Annotated in this window: 23 protein-coding genes and 1 pseudogene; 10 read left to right on the top strand and 14 right to left on the bottom strand. The window is 64.8% G+C overall.

The genetic code is table 11. The features are described 5' to 3' along the window. The first annotated feature begins 115 nt into the window (after positions 1 to 115). Positions 116 to 334 (top strand): hypothetical protein, encoded by a 219-nt coding sequence (locus NIBR502770_RS11705; RefSeq protein WP_246857252.1) that lies wholly within the window; start codon positions 116 to 118, stop codon positions 332 to 334. 34 nt (positions 335 to 368) lie between these two features. On the opposite strand, the gene NIBR502770_RS11700 is transcribed toward NIBR502770_RS11705, so the two are convergent. Further along, positions 369 to 1,268, bottom strand: a complete 900-nt coding sequence (locus tag NIBR502770_RS11700; RefSeq protein ID WP_141182039.1) for a DNA/RNA non-specific endonuclease — start codon at positions 1,266 to 1,268, stop codon at positions 369 to 371. Positions 1,269 to 2,178: 910 nt separating this feature from the next. Between NIBR502770_RS11700 and NIBR502770_RS11695 the strand changes: the two genes are divergently transcribed. After that, positions 2,179 to 2,466, top strand: coding sequence for a hypothetical protein (locus NIBR502770_RS11695; protein ID WP_210418852.1), 288 nt, complete (start codon positions 2,179 to 2,181; stop codon positions 2,464 to 2,466). A 129-nt stretch (positions 2,467 to 2,595) separates the two neighbouring features. Here the strand turns inward: NIBR502770_RS11695 and NIBR502770_RS21525 are convergent, their stop codons facing one another. From NIBR502770_RS21525 to NIBR502770_RS11665, 7 genes and pseudogenes are all read right to left on the bottom strand, one after another. Then, entirely contained in the window at positions 2,596 to 2,850 is a 255-nt protein-coding gene (locus NIBR502770_RS21525; RefSeq protein WP_256371913.1) for a DUF4386 family protein, read from the bottom strand. Then, positions 2,831 to 3,240, bottom strand: a pseudogene (locus tag NIBR502770_RS21865) (DUF4386 domain-containing protein). The gene NIBR502770_RS21525 and the pseudogene NIBR502770_RS21865 overlap by 20 nt, the downstream one beginning before the upstream one ends. Positions 3,241 to 3,382: 142 nt before the next feature. After that, positions 3,383 to 4,102, bottom strand: a complete 720-nt coding sequence (locus NIBR502770_RS11685) for an alpha/beta hydrolase (RefSeq protein WP_168223160.1) — start codon at positions 4,100 to 4,102, stop codon at positions 3,383 to 3,385. A gap of 263 nt (positions 4,103 to 4,365) precedes the next feature. After that, complete coding sequence (locus tag NIBR502770_RS11680; protein WP_141182036.1) at positions 4,366 to 4,671, bottom strand: hypothetical protein; 306 nt, start codon at positions 4,669 to 4,671, stop codon at positions 4,366 to 4,368. A gap of 362 nt (positions 4,672 to 5,033) precedes the next feature. Then, the gene (locus NIBR502770_RS11675) at positions 5,034 to 5,468 is read right to left on the bottom strand and encodes a hypothetical protein (protein ID WP_141182035.1); all 435 of its coding nucleotides are present in this window, start codon (positions 5,466 to 5,468) and stop codon (positions 5,034 to 5,036) included. Positions 5,469 to 5,691: 223 nt separating this feature from the next. Continuing rightward, positions 5,692 to 5,883 (bottom strand): hypothetical protein, encoded by a 192-nt coding sequence (locus tag NIBR502770_RS11670; RefSeq protein ID WP_141182034.1) that lies wholly within the window; start codon positions 5,881 to 5,883, stop codon positions 5,692 to 5,694. Between the two features lie 245 nt (positions 5,884 to 6,128). Next, a complete protein-coding gene (locus tag NIBR502770_RS11665) occupies positions 6,129 to 6,431 on the bottom strand; it encodes a hypothetical protein (protein ID WP_141182033.1) in 303 nt (100 codons plus the stop codon). A 338-nt stretch (positions 6,432 to 6,769) separates the two neighbouring features. Between NIBR502770_RS11665 and NIBR502770_RS21665 the strand changes: the two genes are divergently transcribed. After that, entirely contained in the window at positions 6,770 to 6,901 is a 132-nt protein-coding gene (locus NIBR502770_RS21665) for a hypothetical protein (RefSeq protein WP_256371912.1), read from the top strand. A 129-nt stretch (positions 6,902 to 7,030) separates the two neighbouring features. On the opposite strand, the gene NIBR502770_RS11660 is transcribed toward NIBR502770_RS21665, so the two are convergent. Next, a complete protein-coding gene (locus tag NIBR502770_RS11660; RefSeq protein ID WP_141182032.1) occupies positions 7,031 to 7,348 on the bottom strand; it encodes a hypothetical protein in 318 nt (105 codons plus the stop codon). 325 nt (positions 7,349 to 7,673) lie between these two features. On the opposite strand from NIBR502770_RS11660, the gene NIBR502770_RS11655 reads away from it, so the two are divergent. Further along, a complete protein-coding gene (locus NIBR502770_RS11655) occupies positions 7,674 to 8,189 on the top strand; it encodes a hypothetical protein (protein WP_141182031.1) in 516 nt (171 codons plus the stop codon). Here the strand turns inward: NIBR502770_RS11655 and NIBR502770_RS11650 are convergent. Continuing rightward, entirely contained in the window at positions 8,091 to 8,483 is a 393-nt protein-coding gene (locus tag NIBR502770_RS11650; RefSeq protein ID WP_141182030.1) for a hypothetical protein, read from the bottom strand. The genes NIBR502770_RS11655 and NIBR502770_RS11650 overlap by 99 nt on opposite strands. A 65-nt stretch (positions 8,484 to 8,548) precedes the next feature. Between NIBR502770_RS11650 and NIBR502770_RS11645 the strand changes: the two genes are divergently transcribed. From NIBR502770_RS11645 to NIBR502770_RS11625, 5 genes are read left to right on the top strand one after another with little or no spacing between them, the layout of a single operon-like run. Next, on the top strand, positions 8,549 to 8,842 hold the full coding sequence (locus NIBR502770_RS11645) for a hypothetical protein (RefSeq protein ID WP_141182029.1): 294 nt from the start codon (positions 8,549 to 8,551) through the stop codon (positions 8,840 to 8,842). Beyond that, a complete protein-coding gene (locus NIBR502770_RS11640) occupies positions 8,839 to 9,174 on the top strand; it encodes a hypothetical protein (RefSeq protein ID WP_141182028.1) in 336 nt (111 codons plus the stop codon). The genes NIBR502770_RS11645 and NIBR502770_RS11640 overlap by 4 nt, the downstream gene beginning before the upstream one ends. Further along, complete coding sequence (locus NIBR502770_RS11635; RefSeq protein ID WP_141182027.1) at positions 9,165 to 9,536, top strand: DUF3846 domain-containing protein; 372 nt, start codon at positions 9,165 to 9,167, stop codon at positions 9,534 to 9,536. Before NIBR502770_RS11640 ends, NIBR502770_RS11635 begins: the two co-directional genes overlap by 10 nt. Continuing rightward, complete coding sequence (locus NIBR502770_RS11630; protein ID WP_141182026.1) at positions 9,533 to 10,108, top strand: hypothetical protein; 576 nt, start codon at positions 9,533 to 9,535, stop codon at positions 10,106 to 10,108. Before NIBR502770_RS11635 ends, NIBR502770_RS11630 begins: the two co-directional genes overlap by 4 nt. A 57-nt stretch (positions 10,109 to 10,165) precedes the next feature. Then, positions 10,166 to 10,732: a GNAT family N-acetyltransferase gene (locus NIBR502770_RS11625; RefSeq protein ID WP_168223158.1), complete on the top strand. Its 567-nt coding sequence runs from the start codon at positions 10,166 to 10,168 to the stop codon at positions 10,730 to 10,732. Here NIBR502770_RS11625 and NIBR502770_RS11620 read toward each other — a convergent pair. Both NIBR502770_RS11620 and NIBR502770_RS21190 read right to left on the bottom strand, forming a co-directional pair. Next, positions 10,729 to 11,178: a hypothetical protein gene (locus NIBR502770_RS11620; RefSeq protein ID WP_141182024.1), complete on the bottom strand. Its 450-nt coding sequence runs from the start codon at positions 11,176 to 11,178 to the stop codon at positions 10,729 to 10,731. The genes NIBR502770_RS11625 and NIBR502770_RS11620 overlap by 4 nt on opposite strands. Before the next feature lie 142 nt (positions 11,179 to 11,320). Continuing rightward, a complete protein-coding gene (locus NIBR502770_RS21190; protein ID WP_168223157.1) occupies positions 11,321 to 11,551 on the bottom strand; it encodes a hypothetical protein in 231 nt (76 codons plus the stop codon). Between the two features lie 118 nt (positions 11,552 to 11,669). Between NIBR502770_RS21190 and NIBR502770_RS11615 the strand changes: the two genes are divergently transcribed. After that, entirely contained in the window at positions 11,670 to 11,915 is a 246-nt protein-coding gene (locus tag NIBR502770_RS11615; RefSeq protein ID WP_141182023.1) for a hypothetical protein, read from the top strand. Between the two features lie 11 nt (positions 11,916 to 11,926). Here NIBR502770_RS11615 and NIBR502770_RS11610 read toward each other — a convergent pair whose 3' ends face one another. Both NIBR502770_RS11610 and NIBR502770_RS11605 read right to left on the bottom strand, forming a co-directional pair. After that, the gene (locus tag NIBR502770_RS11610; protein ID WP_141182022.1) at positions 11,927 to 12,586 is read right to left on the bottom strand and encodes a helicase associated domain-containing protein; all 660 of its coding nucleotides are present in this window, start codon (positions 12,584 to 12,586) and stop codon (positions 11,927 to 11,929) included. Continuing rightward, a complete protein-coding gene (locus tag NIBR502770_RS11605; RefSeq protein WP_141182021.1) occupies positions 12,583 to 12,789 on the bottom strand; it encodes a hypothetical protein in 207 nt (68 codons plus the stop codon). Before NIBR502770_RS11605 ends, NIBR502770_RS11610 begins: the two co-directional genes overlap by 4 nt. Between the last annotated feature and the right edge of the window lie 306 nt (positions 12,790 to 13,095).

The raw sequence follows: 13,095 nt of genomic DNA, 5'->3' as shown, positions 1-13,095 counted from the left end.
GTGATTCAGTTCAGCCATGGCAGCAACTCCGACAGGACGGAGGGGAGAAGAACAACCCCTGTCAGCCGCGAAGCAGGCTGCTACGCGTCGGCTCCGCAGGCTGAACTATTTCTCATTGCCCGCACTGGCCGTTGCACTGGTCCTCACCTTCATCCCGAATCCGCCGTTGCCGCTACTGATCGCCAAACTGGCACTCATGGCCATCCTGGTCGTGGTCCTCGGGTTCGTGTCGATCCGATTCTCGCTCTGGCAGCGCGACGAATACTGGCGCGAGCGGGGCAGGGACCCCAAGCACCCGGAACGCTTCCCGGGGGACCCGCCGGCTGCGAAGTAGCGGCAGGCCCAGAAACCTTCTACCGGCATGACCCTTACCCGCCCAGGTCGAAGTCCAGGTCCAGGTCCTCGGGGGAGTGCAGCTCCCGCCATGTCGAGGTTACCCGGGCGCTGGGCAGCTCGGACGCGATCGGCATCCGGTCCACAGCCACCAGCTGGCCAAGGTCCAGCCCGGTGAGAGCGGCGATGTCACGGATGGGTACTTGGAATGTCCGGAATGGACCAAGCGGCGGAGCCTCGTCCGTGACGGCGGGCCTGGGCACGTCCGGCAGGTCAGCCAGCTCGGGTGTCTGGTCCACGACGTAGCCGGTTGCCGCCAGCTTCCCGCCCTGAACGAACACTGCGACCTTGAAGAACTTCAGTGGAATGTCCACGCCGCGGTATAAGGGGTCTTGGCGGCCGAAGACGGGCCCGGTGAAGACAACGATTCGCCTGCTGTTGTCGGCGGCGTTCTCCTGCAGGTAGGACTCCAGTCCCAGCCAGAGCTCGATGCCCTGGTTGAACTTCGCCGCCTGCGGGGCCGCGTTCGTGTAGTGGAACGTGTCCTCGTTTGCCTGCTCGGCCTCGGCGCGGGTATCGCCCCACACGGCGGACGCGCGGCGGACCAGGTGCCCGCGGTCAATGTCGTTGCCCACATACACCCGTTCCCCGGTCTGCTGGTCTTCCGGCAGGCGGGGATCGACGCGCCACGGGATCCCGGCCCGCGCGAGGTCCATCAGCTTCTTCCCGTCCATCGCCAGAGCGGTGACTGCGGCAAGGCGCTTGTCCGGACGCATCACGACCGAGAAGTGGGTGTAGTGCAGCAGCACGGTTTTCACACCGGCCAGTGTCGGAATCGGGACAGGGACGCCCAGGAATCCGGGGTTGTAGCCTGCCCGGCCGGCCAAGTCCCTGACAGCAGCGGCCAAGGCCTGGTCTGTCGTCAGCTCATCCATGACCGGACACTACCAGCCGCACATGACGGCGGGATGAAGTTTCGGCTACCACGGCGCAACATCTGGCAGGGGCTCCGCCTTGGTGCTTATAGTGCTCTCTTGTGTCGTACCGGGCCGAGCACGCCCCGGCCCTGGCCCGCGCGATCCTCGAAGCAGTGGGCCTGGACCCCCGGATGGTGTTCGCTGGCGATCTGCCGGAGCTGGACCCGTAGTCCTGCTAGATCCTTTATCCGCCTTGCCGGCGGCTGTTCGCCCTCATCCCTTTGACCGTCCCCGCCGCCACCCCGGAGGGACGTCGCTGAGATGGGTCACCTTGACCGTTCCGGAGGGTAGGGAACCATTGAGGCCGCCCGAGGCATTGTCATGTCCGCCGTCCGGAGGCAAGCGATGCTCCCTAGCTAAAGCGTCTCAAAGCCTTCAGCAACTTCCCGTTTTCTCTTTGCAGAGGAAGTCGGCCGCAAAGGAGAGCAGGATGGGCAACTTTGTATTGGTCCATCCAGCTTGGTTTGGTGGGTGGTGCTGGGACAAACTGGCACCCCAACTCCGCGCCTACGGACACCAGGTTACACGCCAACGCTAACGGGCCTGTCGGAGCGTGCCCATCTGGCTGGCCCGGATGTCGGGCTGCTGACAAATGTGGAGGACGTCATGGCTGTCGTGCTTTTCGATGACCTGCGCGAGTCGGATGCATTTCCTCCGGTACCGTCATCACCGCCGTGGCTGCTCGGATACCTGATCGTGTTGTCTCGCTCGTCTACTTGGACGCCTCGTACCGTCCGACGGCCAGTGCACCCGAGACCTGCTATCGCCCGAGCGGCGGGCGACCCTCGACTCGCTTGTGGAGACCGAAGGCGGCGGCTGGCTCCTCCCACGGGTTGCCCCACCTCCTTGGCTGACGATCGTGCGCGACATGTGGGGAATCACCAATGAGGCTGACCTCGAATGGGTTCTGCCTCGGCTGCGGCCTACCCCGTATCGTCACTTCACCGATCCCGTATCCCTTGCCGGCACCGACCTCAGTGCCATTGATCGGCTCTACGTTCGGTGCCCGCGCCAGCCGGCGCCTTTCGACACTTTCGCCGAGGCTGCGCGTTCGAGCAGGGTGTGGAGATATGCCGAGCTCGACGCCCCACACCTGCCCTACGTGACTCATCCCGATCTGGTCACTGACGTGCTCCTGGATACGGCGTCAAGCTAAACGGCAACCCGGTGCTGTTCCTGGACACCCGGCCGGTGGACGATCCCTTCTGCCACGATCTGCTGGGGCCTGATGACCAGGCCGGCTTCTTTACGCTGCCGGAGTGAAAGCTGTAGGGGCTAGTGGTGGTCAGCGGGTCGTAGGCCTTGAACCCAGTCCGGTGAGGACAGCTGCCGGCTTGAATCCCTTGAAGGTCAGGTAGAGCCCCAATGACAGTTCCCAGAGGAAGATGGGAAGCGTCGCAACCGCCGACAGCACGGAAACTTGGTCGTTGATTCCGAACACGGTCGTTATTGCCGAGATGAGCAGTAGCGGGGCGCCGATGAGACCCATCACCGGAATGAGGCGCGGGTACGAGCAGCAGTTAGCCCAGCAGCAGAGCATTGATGGCCGGGACCATCCCGGGTCCTATGAGGAACGTCCAGTCCCGCACGTCCACGAGTGCCCGGGCGGCGGCGATCAGGGAGCTGTGGTCTGTTCCGGAAGTTCCTGTCCGCCTCAAGGTCACCACCGCCAGGAGGCTGACGACGCAGATGGCGATAACGGCGCTTCGAACATGCGCGAGGTGACAAAGCCCAGCGCGAGGCTCTCATTTTGCCGCCTAACCACTGGGAACAGGGCCACTGTGGTGCCCACGCAGGCTGCGGCGTTGACCAGGTCGAGCAGGCGGCCCCAGACCACGCTGGTGTCATTGCCGGTGCTGGTGACGTAGTTGGGGTCGCTCAGCACCGGTCCCAGAAGGAAGACGGCGGGAATGGAGCTGGCGAATGTCACGAGGTAAAACACACCGGCCGCAAGCGCTGCTCTTCTTGCTGAATCCAAGGGTCCCCCATCTGCATTTTCCGGTCATTCAAGCGAATGGCCACAGCCTAGCCGCCCGCAGCTGAGCGCAGACAGGGGCCTGTGGACGGTTGACCTACCTGGCCGGTCCAAGCAACGGCTCCAGGATGACCTCCGCGACCAGCTCCGGCAGGTTGAAGAGGGCAAAGTGATCAGTGTCGATGTCCCGGACATCGGCGACCGCTTCGCGCGCCCAGGCTCTTTGATCTGCCCCCGTCAGGTTGTCCCGGGCGCCGAGAAGCACCGTCGTGGGGATCTCCCTCCAGGCCTCGGCCGGGACCGGATCGGTGCGGGTCTTCTTCGTGGCGTACCGGCGGGGATGCTCCTTCAAGCTTGCGCGGACCTCGTCGGCGAGCCGTCGGCCGGCGTCGTCCTCGTTGAGCCACCAGTCGCCGTCCAGGGCGAACCGGCCGTGCTCGTCCCGGAGCATGTGCTCCATCGTGTCCACATAGCTGGCATCGCGTTCATCCGGCTGGGCCTTGATGGGCGGCGAGGAAACATACACGAGCCGGGCGACGTTCGGCATGCCATGGGCGGCTAGACCTACGACGTCGGTGCCATAGGACCAGCCAACCACCACTGTCGGCGCCGGGATTGCCACGATTGCTTCGCGGACTTCGACCGCATCAGCCAGCAGCCCCGCGTCCGGGAGGCGGTGCGAAGGCAGGTCCGGTACCTCCACCTGGACATCCGGGCGCCTGCGTTCGAGCTCCCGCCTGACCCAGGTCCAGTCTTCCGGAACGCCCCATAGGCCGTGGACCAGAACGACACCCTGCGGCAACGATTCTCTGCTCATGGGTAGAATGCTGTCCCGGGAAGGGCGGCGATACAAGTGCCAAATGGACCGTTTGGGGACAACGGCTACTGAAGCGAAGCGCCGGACCGGCTGGTGCCTCCCCGCCGCACCGGGCCCTGCCGCCACCCGGGGACGTCCTCGTTCAGCTTCTGCTCCTTGGACTCGCTCAACTCCCCGGCCCGTAGTCGATGGCGGGCACGACCCTTTGACCATGAGGCCGTGACACCTTAAGGCTTCGGCGGTGACAGGCGTTCAGTCGGCGTTCAGAGATTTCGGAGCCGGAGGATCCGCGCCCGACGAATGGCAGCGAGGGCCACGGCGCTGGCCGTGAGCCTCAGGGCGTGGACCCTGTACCACCGGGTTAGCAAGGGTCGGCGTTCCTCTTCACTGAGTGGCTCAGGGCTGAAGAACAGCCTCGGGTTGAGGGCCCGGACCACGTAGGCAGGCGCTGCGGCGCCCACGGCAGAGCTGGCGGCGGCCATGACCAACGAAGTTCTGGCCCGGGGATGGTTCCATCCCGTCAGCAGCGCACCGATGGCCGCGGGCGTGTTGAGCGGGGCGAGTGGCACGTAATACCGGCCGGGGCTGCCTGCACCAAAAGGAGACCGAGACAGTTCAGGGGTCGTCTCCGACCCGGCCACCCGGTGCGGAATATTGACGAGGACCTCGTAGAGGTTGCCGAAAAACCCGTGCGCGTGGGTGAACTCTGCAACACCGAGCAGGCGATCTGCGAAGACATCTCGCCGGGATTCTCAGGTGCTTGTCATGGCGACAATCTACAGCCATCAGCTTCCGGCCGGGAGGGGTCGCTGACTGTGGCAGCAGCTCATCAGCGCGGCACTACACCAGGGGGCGGACCCCTAGGGGTTTTGTGGACAACATTGCCTCGAGACTGCGGAAGCGGCGGGGCGGTGCCTTTCGCGCGAGTGCTTCACCACTCGACGTTGAAGGACTGGATGGCAGCGTCAATCACGGCGGCAGGGCTCTCAAGCAGATCAACTGGTCGGGCACCGTCCAGATAGCCGGTGGCGGAGACCATCCAGAGAGCCAGGCTGGCTCCACTGCGGCCGGCGCCTCGAGCAACCTTCAGCAGGTCTTGCATCACGGGACGGATCGCGTGCCTCTGTCGGTCTACCTGGAAGCCTGGGTACCTGAGGCCTTCGGGTCGTTCGATGGCTAGGAGCCTGCGGGCAGGCATCTCGTCTAAAGCGAACTGTGGGCCCGCGGATGGCACGGCTAAAACTGCAGAGAGTTCGGTCTCCGTGAGTAGCCCGAACTCCGCCGCCATCTCCCGCCAAACATTCTCAGTTGCCTTCTGGGCGCGGGCGTACTGGGGAGAAGAGTCGTCACCCATGACGACCTTCACGCGTTGACGTGCGAACTTCTTCTGCGGAGAAAGACGCACCTCGGCTCATGTCTTCAAGCCCCTCGCTGATAGTCCCGAGAAGTTCGCTGTCCGAAAGCACCGCAAGGGTCTCGGAGCTGGAGCCGTAGGCTTCCATCCCTGAAGGGTTTGCCATGGGGAAATTCTTGCAGACTGGCCAGAGGGTTGGACCGCGTAACGTGATGTTGTGAAGGATATGAACTAATCAGGGAGTATCGGTGGCACCAGGAAACGATGCCCACGAGCGGTCAGTCGCTGCCCAAAGACGGTGGCAGGCCGAGCTCGCGAAGGAGACCTCAGCATCCAGGAAGTAGCGGCGCTCCTGGACCCAGGGCAGCCAGACCCCGCCCGCGTCGCTCAACTCGCTGAAGCTGGGGAGCTGCTCGGCGTCCTGCATGAAGGCGTCCTCAAATTCCCCAAGTACCAGTTCAGCGGGGCAGACATCCGCGAAGCTATCCCTGAGCTTATGGCACTGGCTAAGCACGATGCGATCCCACCATGGGATGTGGCCTACTGGATGATTTCGCCCAGCAGTCTCTTGCCGCCCAGGACCGCCCGATGGACCACCTGGACGACCCCGACGAGCTCCTAACTGCTGCGCGGTACGAGTTCGAAACAATTTGGTAGCTGCCAACAGGTTCACTAGGCAGCGAGGAATTGATCAACCCGCCGGATCTCCCCGTCGGTGAGACCTTCATAGCAGTCCGGCTGAATCAACAGGAGATCCTCCAACAGCGGATAAGCCGCCCTCAGTTCTTCCCCATAGACCACGGAGAAAGAATCATCATCGAGCCAGGCAACCCTGAAGGGAGACCTATGCTGCTCAAGGAGTTCGGCCAGCATGGGCTTCTTCCACGAAAGTCGGGAGCGGTTCCAGAAGAAGATCTCACCGGGTTCCGGGGAGTACAGGACAGGGAGCGGAGGCAGGCCGACCTGGTCGAGCAACTTCGTCTTCCAACCCCAGGAGGACAACCATTGCACGTCGGCTTCGGAGGCAGCCCACCGCTTGACCGCCTCGCCGGCCTGAACGCCACTTTTGCCGGAACCCGCGGTGGAACAGCGATGGCTGTCGTGACCTGGTCGTGCGCCGGGGTGACCTTGCGGTGCGGCAGCGGGAAGACGGTGCCGTCGACGTCGAGAAGAAGAAACGTGTGGGTCATGCCACTCCTTAGCTGCGGGCCTAAACGACGTTCTTCTCTCTGTGCTCGCTCTTTTCCAGACAAACGTGCGCGAAGACCACGTCCCGATCGTACTGGCCGACCGAGTCCGGCGAGCTTCCGAAGGTGACTGATCGTGATTCGTTGGGCAACGTTATCGTGCCAGCCCTTGGAGCCCTCGAACAGGGCGCCGTCGAGTTCCTTACGCCCAACATCGGTGAAGTTCGGCGACATTACATCCGCGTCACCACGTTGTAACCACCAATAAGCCGAGCCCACCCTTCGTTCAATCCAGTAGGCCACTCGACAACTATGGCGATGCTTTTCTCCATGGGCTCGACTTTGCCCATCACTTGCTATGGTCCCCAATACCAGTAGGTGCCATCTTCATGTATCTGAAGGGCTCATAGCTTCGATGCGAACGACAGGCGAGGTAGTCCTGAGAGTAACGACGTGGTCAGCACGGACATGGATCCAGTAGCGGGCGGAGGCGCCGACAGCACACTTTTCGAGCATGAGTAGCTCGACCGCTTCCCCGTCGCGGCGCAGCTGTGAAAACCCGGCGTCGAGATAGTCGACCAGAGGCTCGGTTGCGGCCATTAGCCGCTTCACGGTTTTGGCTGCGAAATCTAGCAGATATTCGCTGCCTGTGGCTGTCGTTACGCGGTAGAGGCCTGTGTCGTCGTTGTGTAGCTCGTTCACCATGGAGAGAGTGTAGGTCTTGCCTCTGACACAAGTTGCCCAGAATCTCAGCGTCTAAAGGGTATGGCGCTTAAGTTCTGACGTCCGCTCCCCTATGCAGCGGACTAACTCGGGTGTAGCGAATGCTTGTTTGTCTTAGTCCTGTACCACCCCTTCTGCGCCGCTTAAAAACCCTCGGCCGGGTGTCTCCGCAGGGCGTTGATTCCGGCAGGAGATCCTACGACGAGGAGACCCACTGGGAGGCCGCGGGAGATATTCAATTGGTGTGCACCAATGGAACTAGCACCGCGCGGCGGCTACCACCCCCGAGGCGCCCGCCGCCAAGCACGTGTCCTACCAGCCGGCCCGCTACGGAGACCGCTGGGCACCTGTGCTGATCGCCTGGGAAACCACCACCGAAGAGCCCCGCTTCACCAACCCCGAGTACGGCTCCACCGTCTTGGGCCTGGGCGGCAGCGAAGCGGTCAGCGTCGGCGCCATCCCCTTCCCCTACGTCAGCGGCCAGCTCGAACTGAACGGACCCGCCCTGGGCCGGATGCTCACCCGCGACGGCACCGCGGCCGCACGAGGGGTCATCGAACATGAACTCGGCCACGTCGTCGGCCTGGACCACGTCAACGACGCCACCCAGCTGATGAACCCGTCCGAAACCCCGACCGTGACCGGCTACGCAGCCGGCGACCTGTCCGGGCTGGCGATCCTCGGCGAAGGCCAATGCACCCGGGCCTGTAGTACCCCGGGCCGCTCACTCGATCGGCATGCCCGCCCAGTTGTGAGGTATCCAGTCCACGGGATAACCACACTCCTCCATGGTGAGGAGGACCGGGCCGGTGTCGTGGGGTGACCAGAACGTCCACCACACGCTGGGGTCCGTCGTGACGATCTCGACCTCCCAGATGACGGGAGGGATCAGGCGGCGCAGCCGCTTGGAGAAGACTTCTTTGACCTCGCTCCGCGGCACGATCCAGGGACCAATGCGGAACAGGTTCAAGCCGCGGGCGTGAAACTCCAGCTGCTCCGGGGTGACGACGAAACGGATCCAGGGAGGACCGGCCTGGAACCGGTAGTTGCTGTACCCGCCGCCGATGAACTCATACCGGCGTGCCGGCTGATCGTTGCCGCCCTGGTGGTGCTCCACAAATGTCAGCCTAGCCCCAGTCCCGGCGGGGGAGCGGGAGGGGTGCCGCCGCACACATAGGGTCCATGACGAACCCGACCATCACCGTCCGCCCCGGCGGCACCACCATCATCGCCAGCCACCCCGATGGCTTCCCCATGGACGGCGACGCCCTGCACGGCAGCTCCCTCGCCGACCGGGCACGGAAGATCATCGGCACTGACCCGGAGCTGCTCGACGCCGCCGTCACCTGGCTGGGCGGACCCTTGGACCCGAGCGACCCGCCCCTGACCCCGGTGCACGTCACCCGGCTCGTGGACCGGCTCTACACCGGCGGTGCTGCCCGCTTCGTCACCGACCAGGCCCTGCGTGCGGCATGAAGACGCTGAAGAAGTTCCGCCGCTACCAGCAGGCCATCGCCGCCGACGGCGTCGCCCCCATCACCTTCACCGAGTGGTACCTCGGCCGCCTGGCAGGGAAGATCGGCACCGCCACCGCCGCGATGGCGATGCACCGCGGGGACCACACCTCCTTGAACCACGCCCTGCTGTCCACCTGGGCCGGCAACCAGACCCACGGCGGTCACCTGGCCGGCGCCCTGAAGCCGTGGGAATTGAGCAAAGCGATCCGTGAAAACCGGGTCCGCATCGTCGTCGACGAACCCGCCCCGTCCACCACCCAGGCCCACTGGAAGGCACCGCCATGCAGATAGCAGTCATCCCCGCCGACCCGGCCCTGGACATCACCTTTCGTGACGTCGACAAGGACCACCGATACCTCCAAGCCCTTCAGGAGATCGTCTCCGGCGACATCGAAGTGGTGGGCCTGCACCGGTACGCCATGAACATGTACCTCAACGAAAACGGCAAGATCGAAGGCCGTCCAGCCAACCACCGTGCCACCATGCTGGCCCACTGGGCGGCGGCCGTCCGGGCTGATGACATCATCGTCGGCGACGTCGTCCTGACCGGGCCGGTCGATGCCGCCGGGGAGGACACTCCGATCGTGGCCAACCACAAGTGGTGGCTGCTCCAGCTGAACGACGAAGCCGCTCCCCGGGAAGGCCACTCATGACCCGTCACCACCGCAACATCCACCCCGCCCACGAAGCCGTCGTCGCCCGGCTGGAGGCGAAGTATGCCCACTTGGGCCTGCGCTTCTACAACGGCTTCGGCGGCTCTGTCCCGGTCCAGGCCTGGGGCCGGATCGGCCGCCGGTTCTTCTACTTCCGCTTCCGCGGCGACTGCGCTTCACTGACCATCGGGTCCCCGGACCGCCGCGGCGATGCCGCCCGTTACAAGGCCCGGCGCGTCAAGGCGCTGCGCACGCTGCGCCGCAAGGATGACTCCGGGTTCTTTGGTCTCTTCGGCGCCGAGCGGGACCTCCGCCGGGACACCGGCCAGGAGTGGTACCCGTCGATCCCGGTCCGCTACGCGGTCATCAATGACGTCACCGGGGATCGCTACGCCGGGTCCCTGGAACAGGACGAGGCCGAAGCGTTGTTCATCCGGCTGATAGAGGACCTGGTCCCGGCCCGGAGGACGCCCCGGCCCGGTCGCTATTACCGCCTGGTGCTCAAGGGCCAGCGGTCGTGGCCCATGGACTCCAGCGGCGTCATCCGGAAGCCCTCCAAGCGTCGGCCCTGAGCGGTACTCTGCGCAGACACGCAGAGAACCGAGGGGGACCCGATGGATGTCACGAGCATGGCGGTGCTATACGCAGGACCGCCGACCCTGACCGAGGCGATCAACGCGGCCGCGCTGCTGAACACTGCCCTCGGGGATGGCTTCACGGCCGACGTGCTGCAGACCATGCGCTCAGAGGACTCCATCCTGGTGAGAGCCGAGTCCGACGGCGCGCTCCTCGGCGCGGCGACCGCGCACGTCCTCGGTGACGCCGCCAGGGAACGGCTGGCCGTCCGGCTTCAGACAGCGAACTACCTTGTCGAGGGACTGGCCGGCCTGCAGGTCGGGGAACTGAAAGCCTCCGCTGTTGCCCCGCACGCCCGCCGGCGCGGCATCGGCACGGCCCTGGTCGAGGCACGGATGGACTTCCTGCGCGAGGCCGGCTGCAGCATCGTCACGGTCGCCTCCTGGATCACCCCCGCCCCGAAAAGCTCATCGCAGGGGCTGCTCGCCCGCTACGGCTTTGAACCGGTCGTGCGGATCCGCGGCTTCTGGTCGAAGGGCTCTTTCACCGAATACCCGTGCCCCGACTGCGGGCTCGCCTGCCTCTGCTCGGCCATGATCATGGTCAAGGACCTGCGTTAGCAGCAGGGCTGTGGCCAGGGCGCGTAACTCGCGCGGCCGGTGATGGATACCGCCGTCTCCGGGACCCACCCGCTCCAGGTGCCGCCGGCGGGAACCATCCCCAGCCGGCGCAGCAGCTCCGTCAGGGTTTCGGGCGGGTTTTCGGCAGAGATGGCCCAGGCACGGTCGTGGCGTTGGGCGAGCACGTCCACGAAATGCCCCTCCATGGTTCCCTGAACGACCGTGGTGTGGACGTCGGTGACCTCGGTGCGGGGAACGTTGAGTTCCCACCGCAAGGACTCGCCATAGAAGTCATCCGGTGTCCGGTGCGCCCAGTCGGGCCCCGGCGCCTCTTCCGCGCTCATCACCAGCGTCATGATCTCCGCCTCAGCATTGACCAGCTCGTACGATCGCCCGGACCAGGTTCCGTAGACGCCCGTCAACTCCAGACCAGTCAAATCCCACATCCATTGTCCTCAAAACAGGATGGGGTGCAGTCGGATTCCCGGTTTGCTCCAGGAAAATCGGGACCATCACCCCCCGTACGTGATCCCGATACCTGAATACTAGGGCTACCAGACGCGACGTGCACACAAGCCCCTGCGCATCTCACAGGTTGGCCACTATTCGCCCATTTCCCTTAGGCCCTGTAAGGGCCATCATTGATGGTGCCGGATTCGCGGATCGGAGAAGGCCATGCTGCAGATCCTGATGTGCAAACTGAATATTCGGCACGAATGGCATGTCGAGCACGCCGACGACGGCCGTCTCTACAGGCGCTGCCGGCGCTGCGGCAAAGACGACGATGAACGCACCGTCGGTGGAGGCAATTTCAGCCATTGGGCAGGAGGGTAGAGCCGGCCACGGTTCGGCGCGGGCCACGTGTCCACCACCACTGGCCCGGACAGCCCAGGCATGCTTATAGTGCTCTCTTGCCCATTTTCAGGAGGAGACCGCCATGACCGCTGAGGACTACTTCGTGCACCGGCACCGGGACACCGTGATCCCGGATGACCACCTCAAGGTGTGGAAGCCCATTCACACCTCGGACGCCTGCATCCAGATTGACCAGGCCAACGGCGTCAGCGCATCGGTGGAGTACCGGGCCGAGCATGCGCCAGCCTTGGCTCGGGCGATCCTCGAGGCAGTCGGCCTGGATCCCCGGACGGTCTTCGCCGGCGAGCTGCCGGATCTGGATCCCTAGCCCACCCCTGCTTAGCGGGTGCGGCTGTTTGCTCCGCGCCGCGGTCGGCCGTGCTGCCAGCCCGGGATGACATCGTTGAGCCGGGCTTCCTTGGACTCGTCGAGTTTGCCGGCCCGCCGGGTGATGCGCTGGGTGTGGAGCCAGATGCCCAGGGTGCGTTCCTCCCGGTCATCGGTCTTGTTGTGCAGGGGCCATTCACGCCTGGCAGCCAGGTAGGCGGCGACTTCATCGAGGCGCTGCGCCCAGCGGGCCTCATCGGCGTCGTGCTTCGTGGCCTGGTCCCGCCAGCCAGGAATCGTATCGAGGACCCGGGCGTACGCGGGGGATAGGGACCCGACGGTGGCCTCCTTGCGACGGCGCGCCAGCCACCCGGCCAACTTCGACTCCCGGGCATCCCGGCCGGCAACTGGCAACCGCTTCTCGGCGTCCCAGAACGCCAGAAGGTCGTTCAGGGTCCGCTGGCCGGCAGCTGTCAGCCGGGTCGGCGCTGGCGGCAGAGCCTTGCGATGCTCTTCGCGCAGGCCCGGGTCCTGCTTCCCGGCCAGCGTCAGTTGATACCTCACCACCGATCCGGCGACGCCCGCGCCGGCGGCGATCTTCGCAGCCGGGATACCTTGCCGGTACATCAGGACCCACTCCGGGTCGGGTGCCTGGCGTTTGGTCTGGCTCATGGTTGCGTTCCCTGCAGTGGGCTGGTCAGTTCCTGAACGTTCTCCGCCTGATGGGACATCTCATCCCCGGCGGTGGGGCCAGTCCCGGTCAGGTGTGTGCGTTTGGGCTTTGCCCTGGCCAGGGCCACCAGCAGTATCAGGGTGGTCGCCATCCATCCGAGCCCGGTGAGGAACACCAGGCCGATTGCCGCCAAGGGGTGCATGACCCCGAGTCTAGGACCGCGACCGCGGACGACCCCGCTGAAACTCCGGGGCGGCCGGCCAACAACGGAGGCGCACACAGGAAAGGGTGCGCCCCATTCGCTGAGCGCACCCGTTCATTTCCCATTCCCCAAAAGCCGTCCCCTCCGGCTGGAACCATACTAAGCCTGGTGATAGTTAGTCTGGCAAGCCTTTTTCAGCACGAAAAAGGCGCGCCCCGTTCGCTGAGCGCGCCCCTCGATGAGCAGTAATGCTTGGGTCCGATCCTGGGGACTACTCGTTCGGTTGGTGTTTTGGCGATGCCCGTG

Source organism: Pseudarthrobacter sp. NIBRBAC000502770, from assembly GCF_006517815.1.
Classification (GTDB): Bacteria; Actinomycetota; Actinomycetes; order Actinomycetales; family Micrococcaceae; genus Arthrobacter; species Arthrobacter niigatensis.
This window is presented reverse-complemented; position numbering and strand designations above follow the sequence as displayed.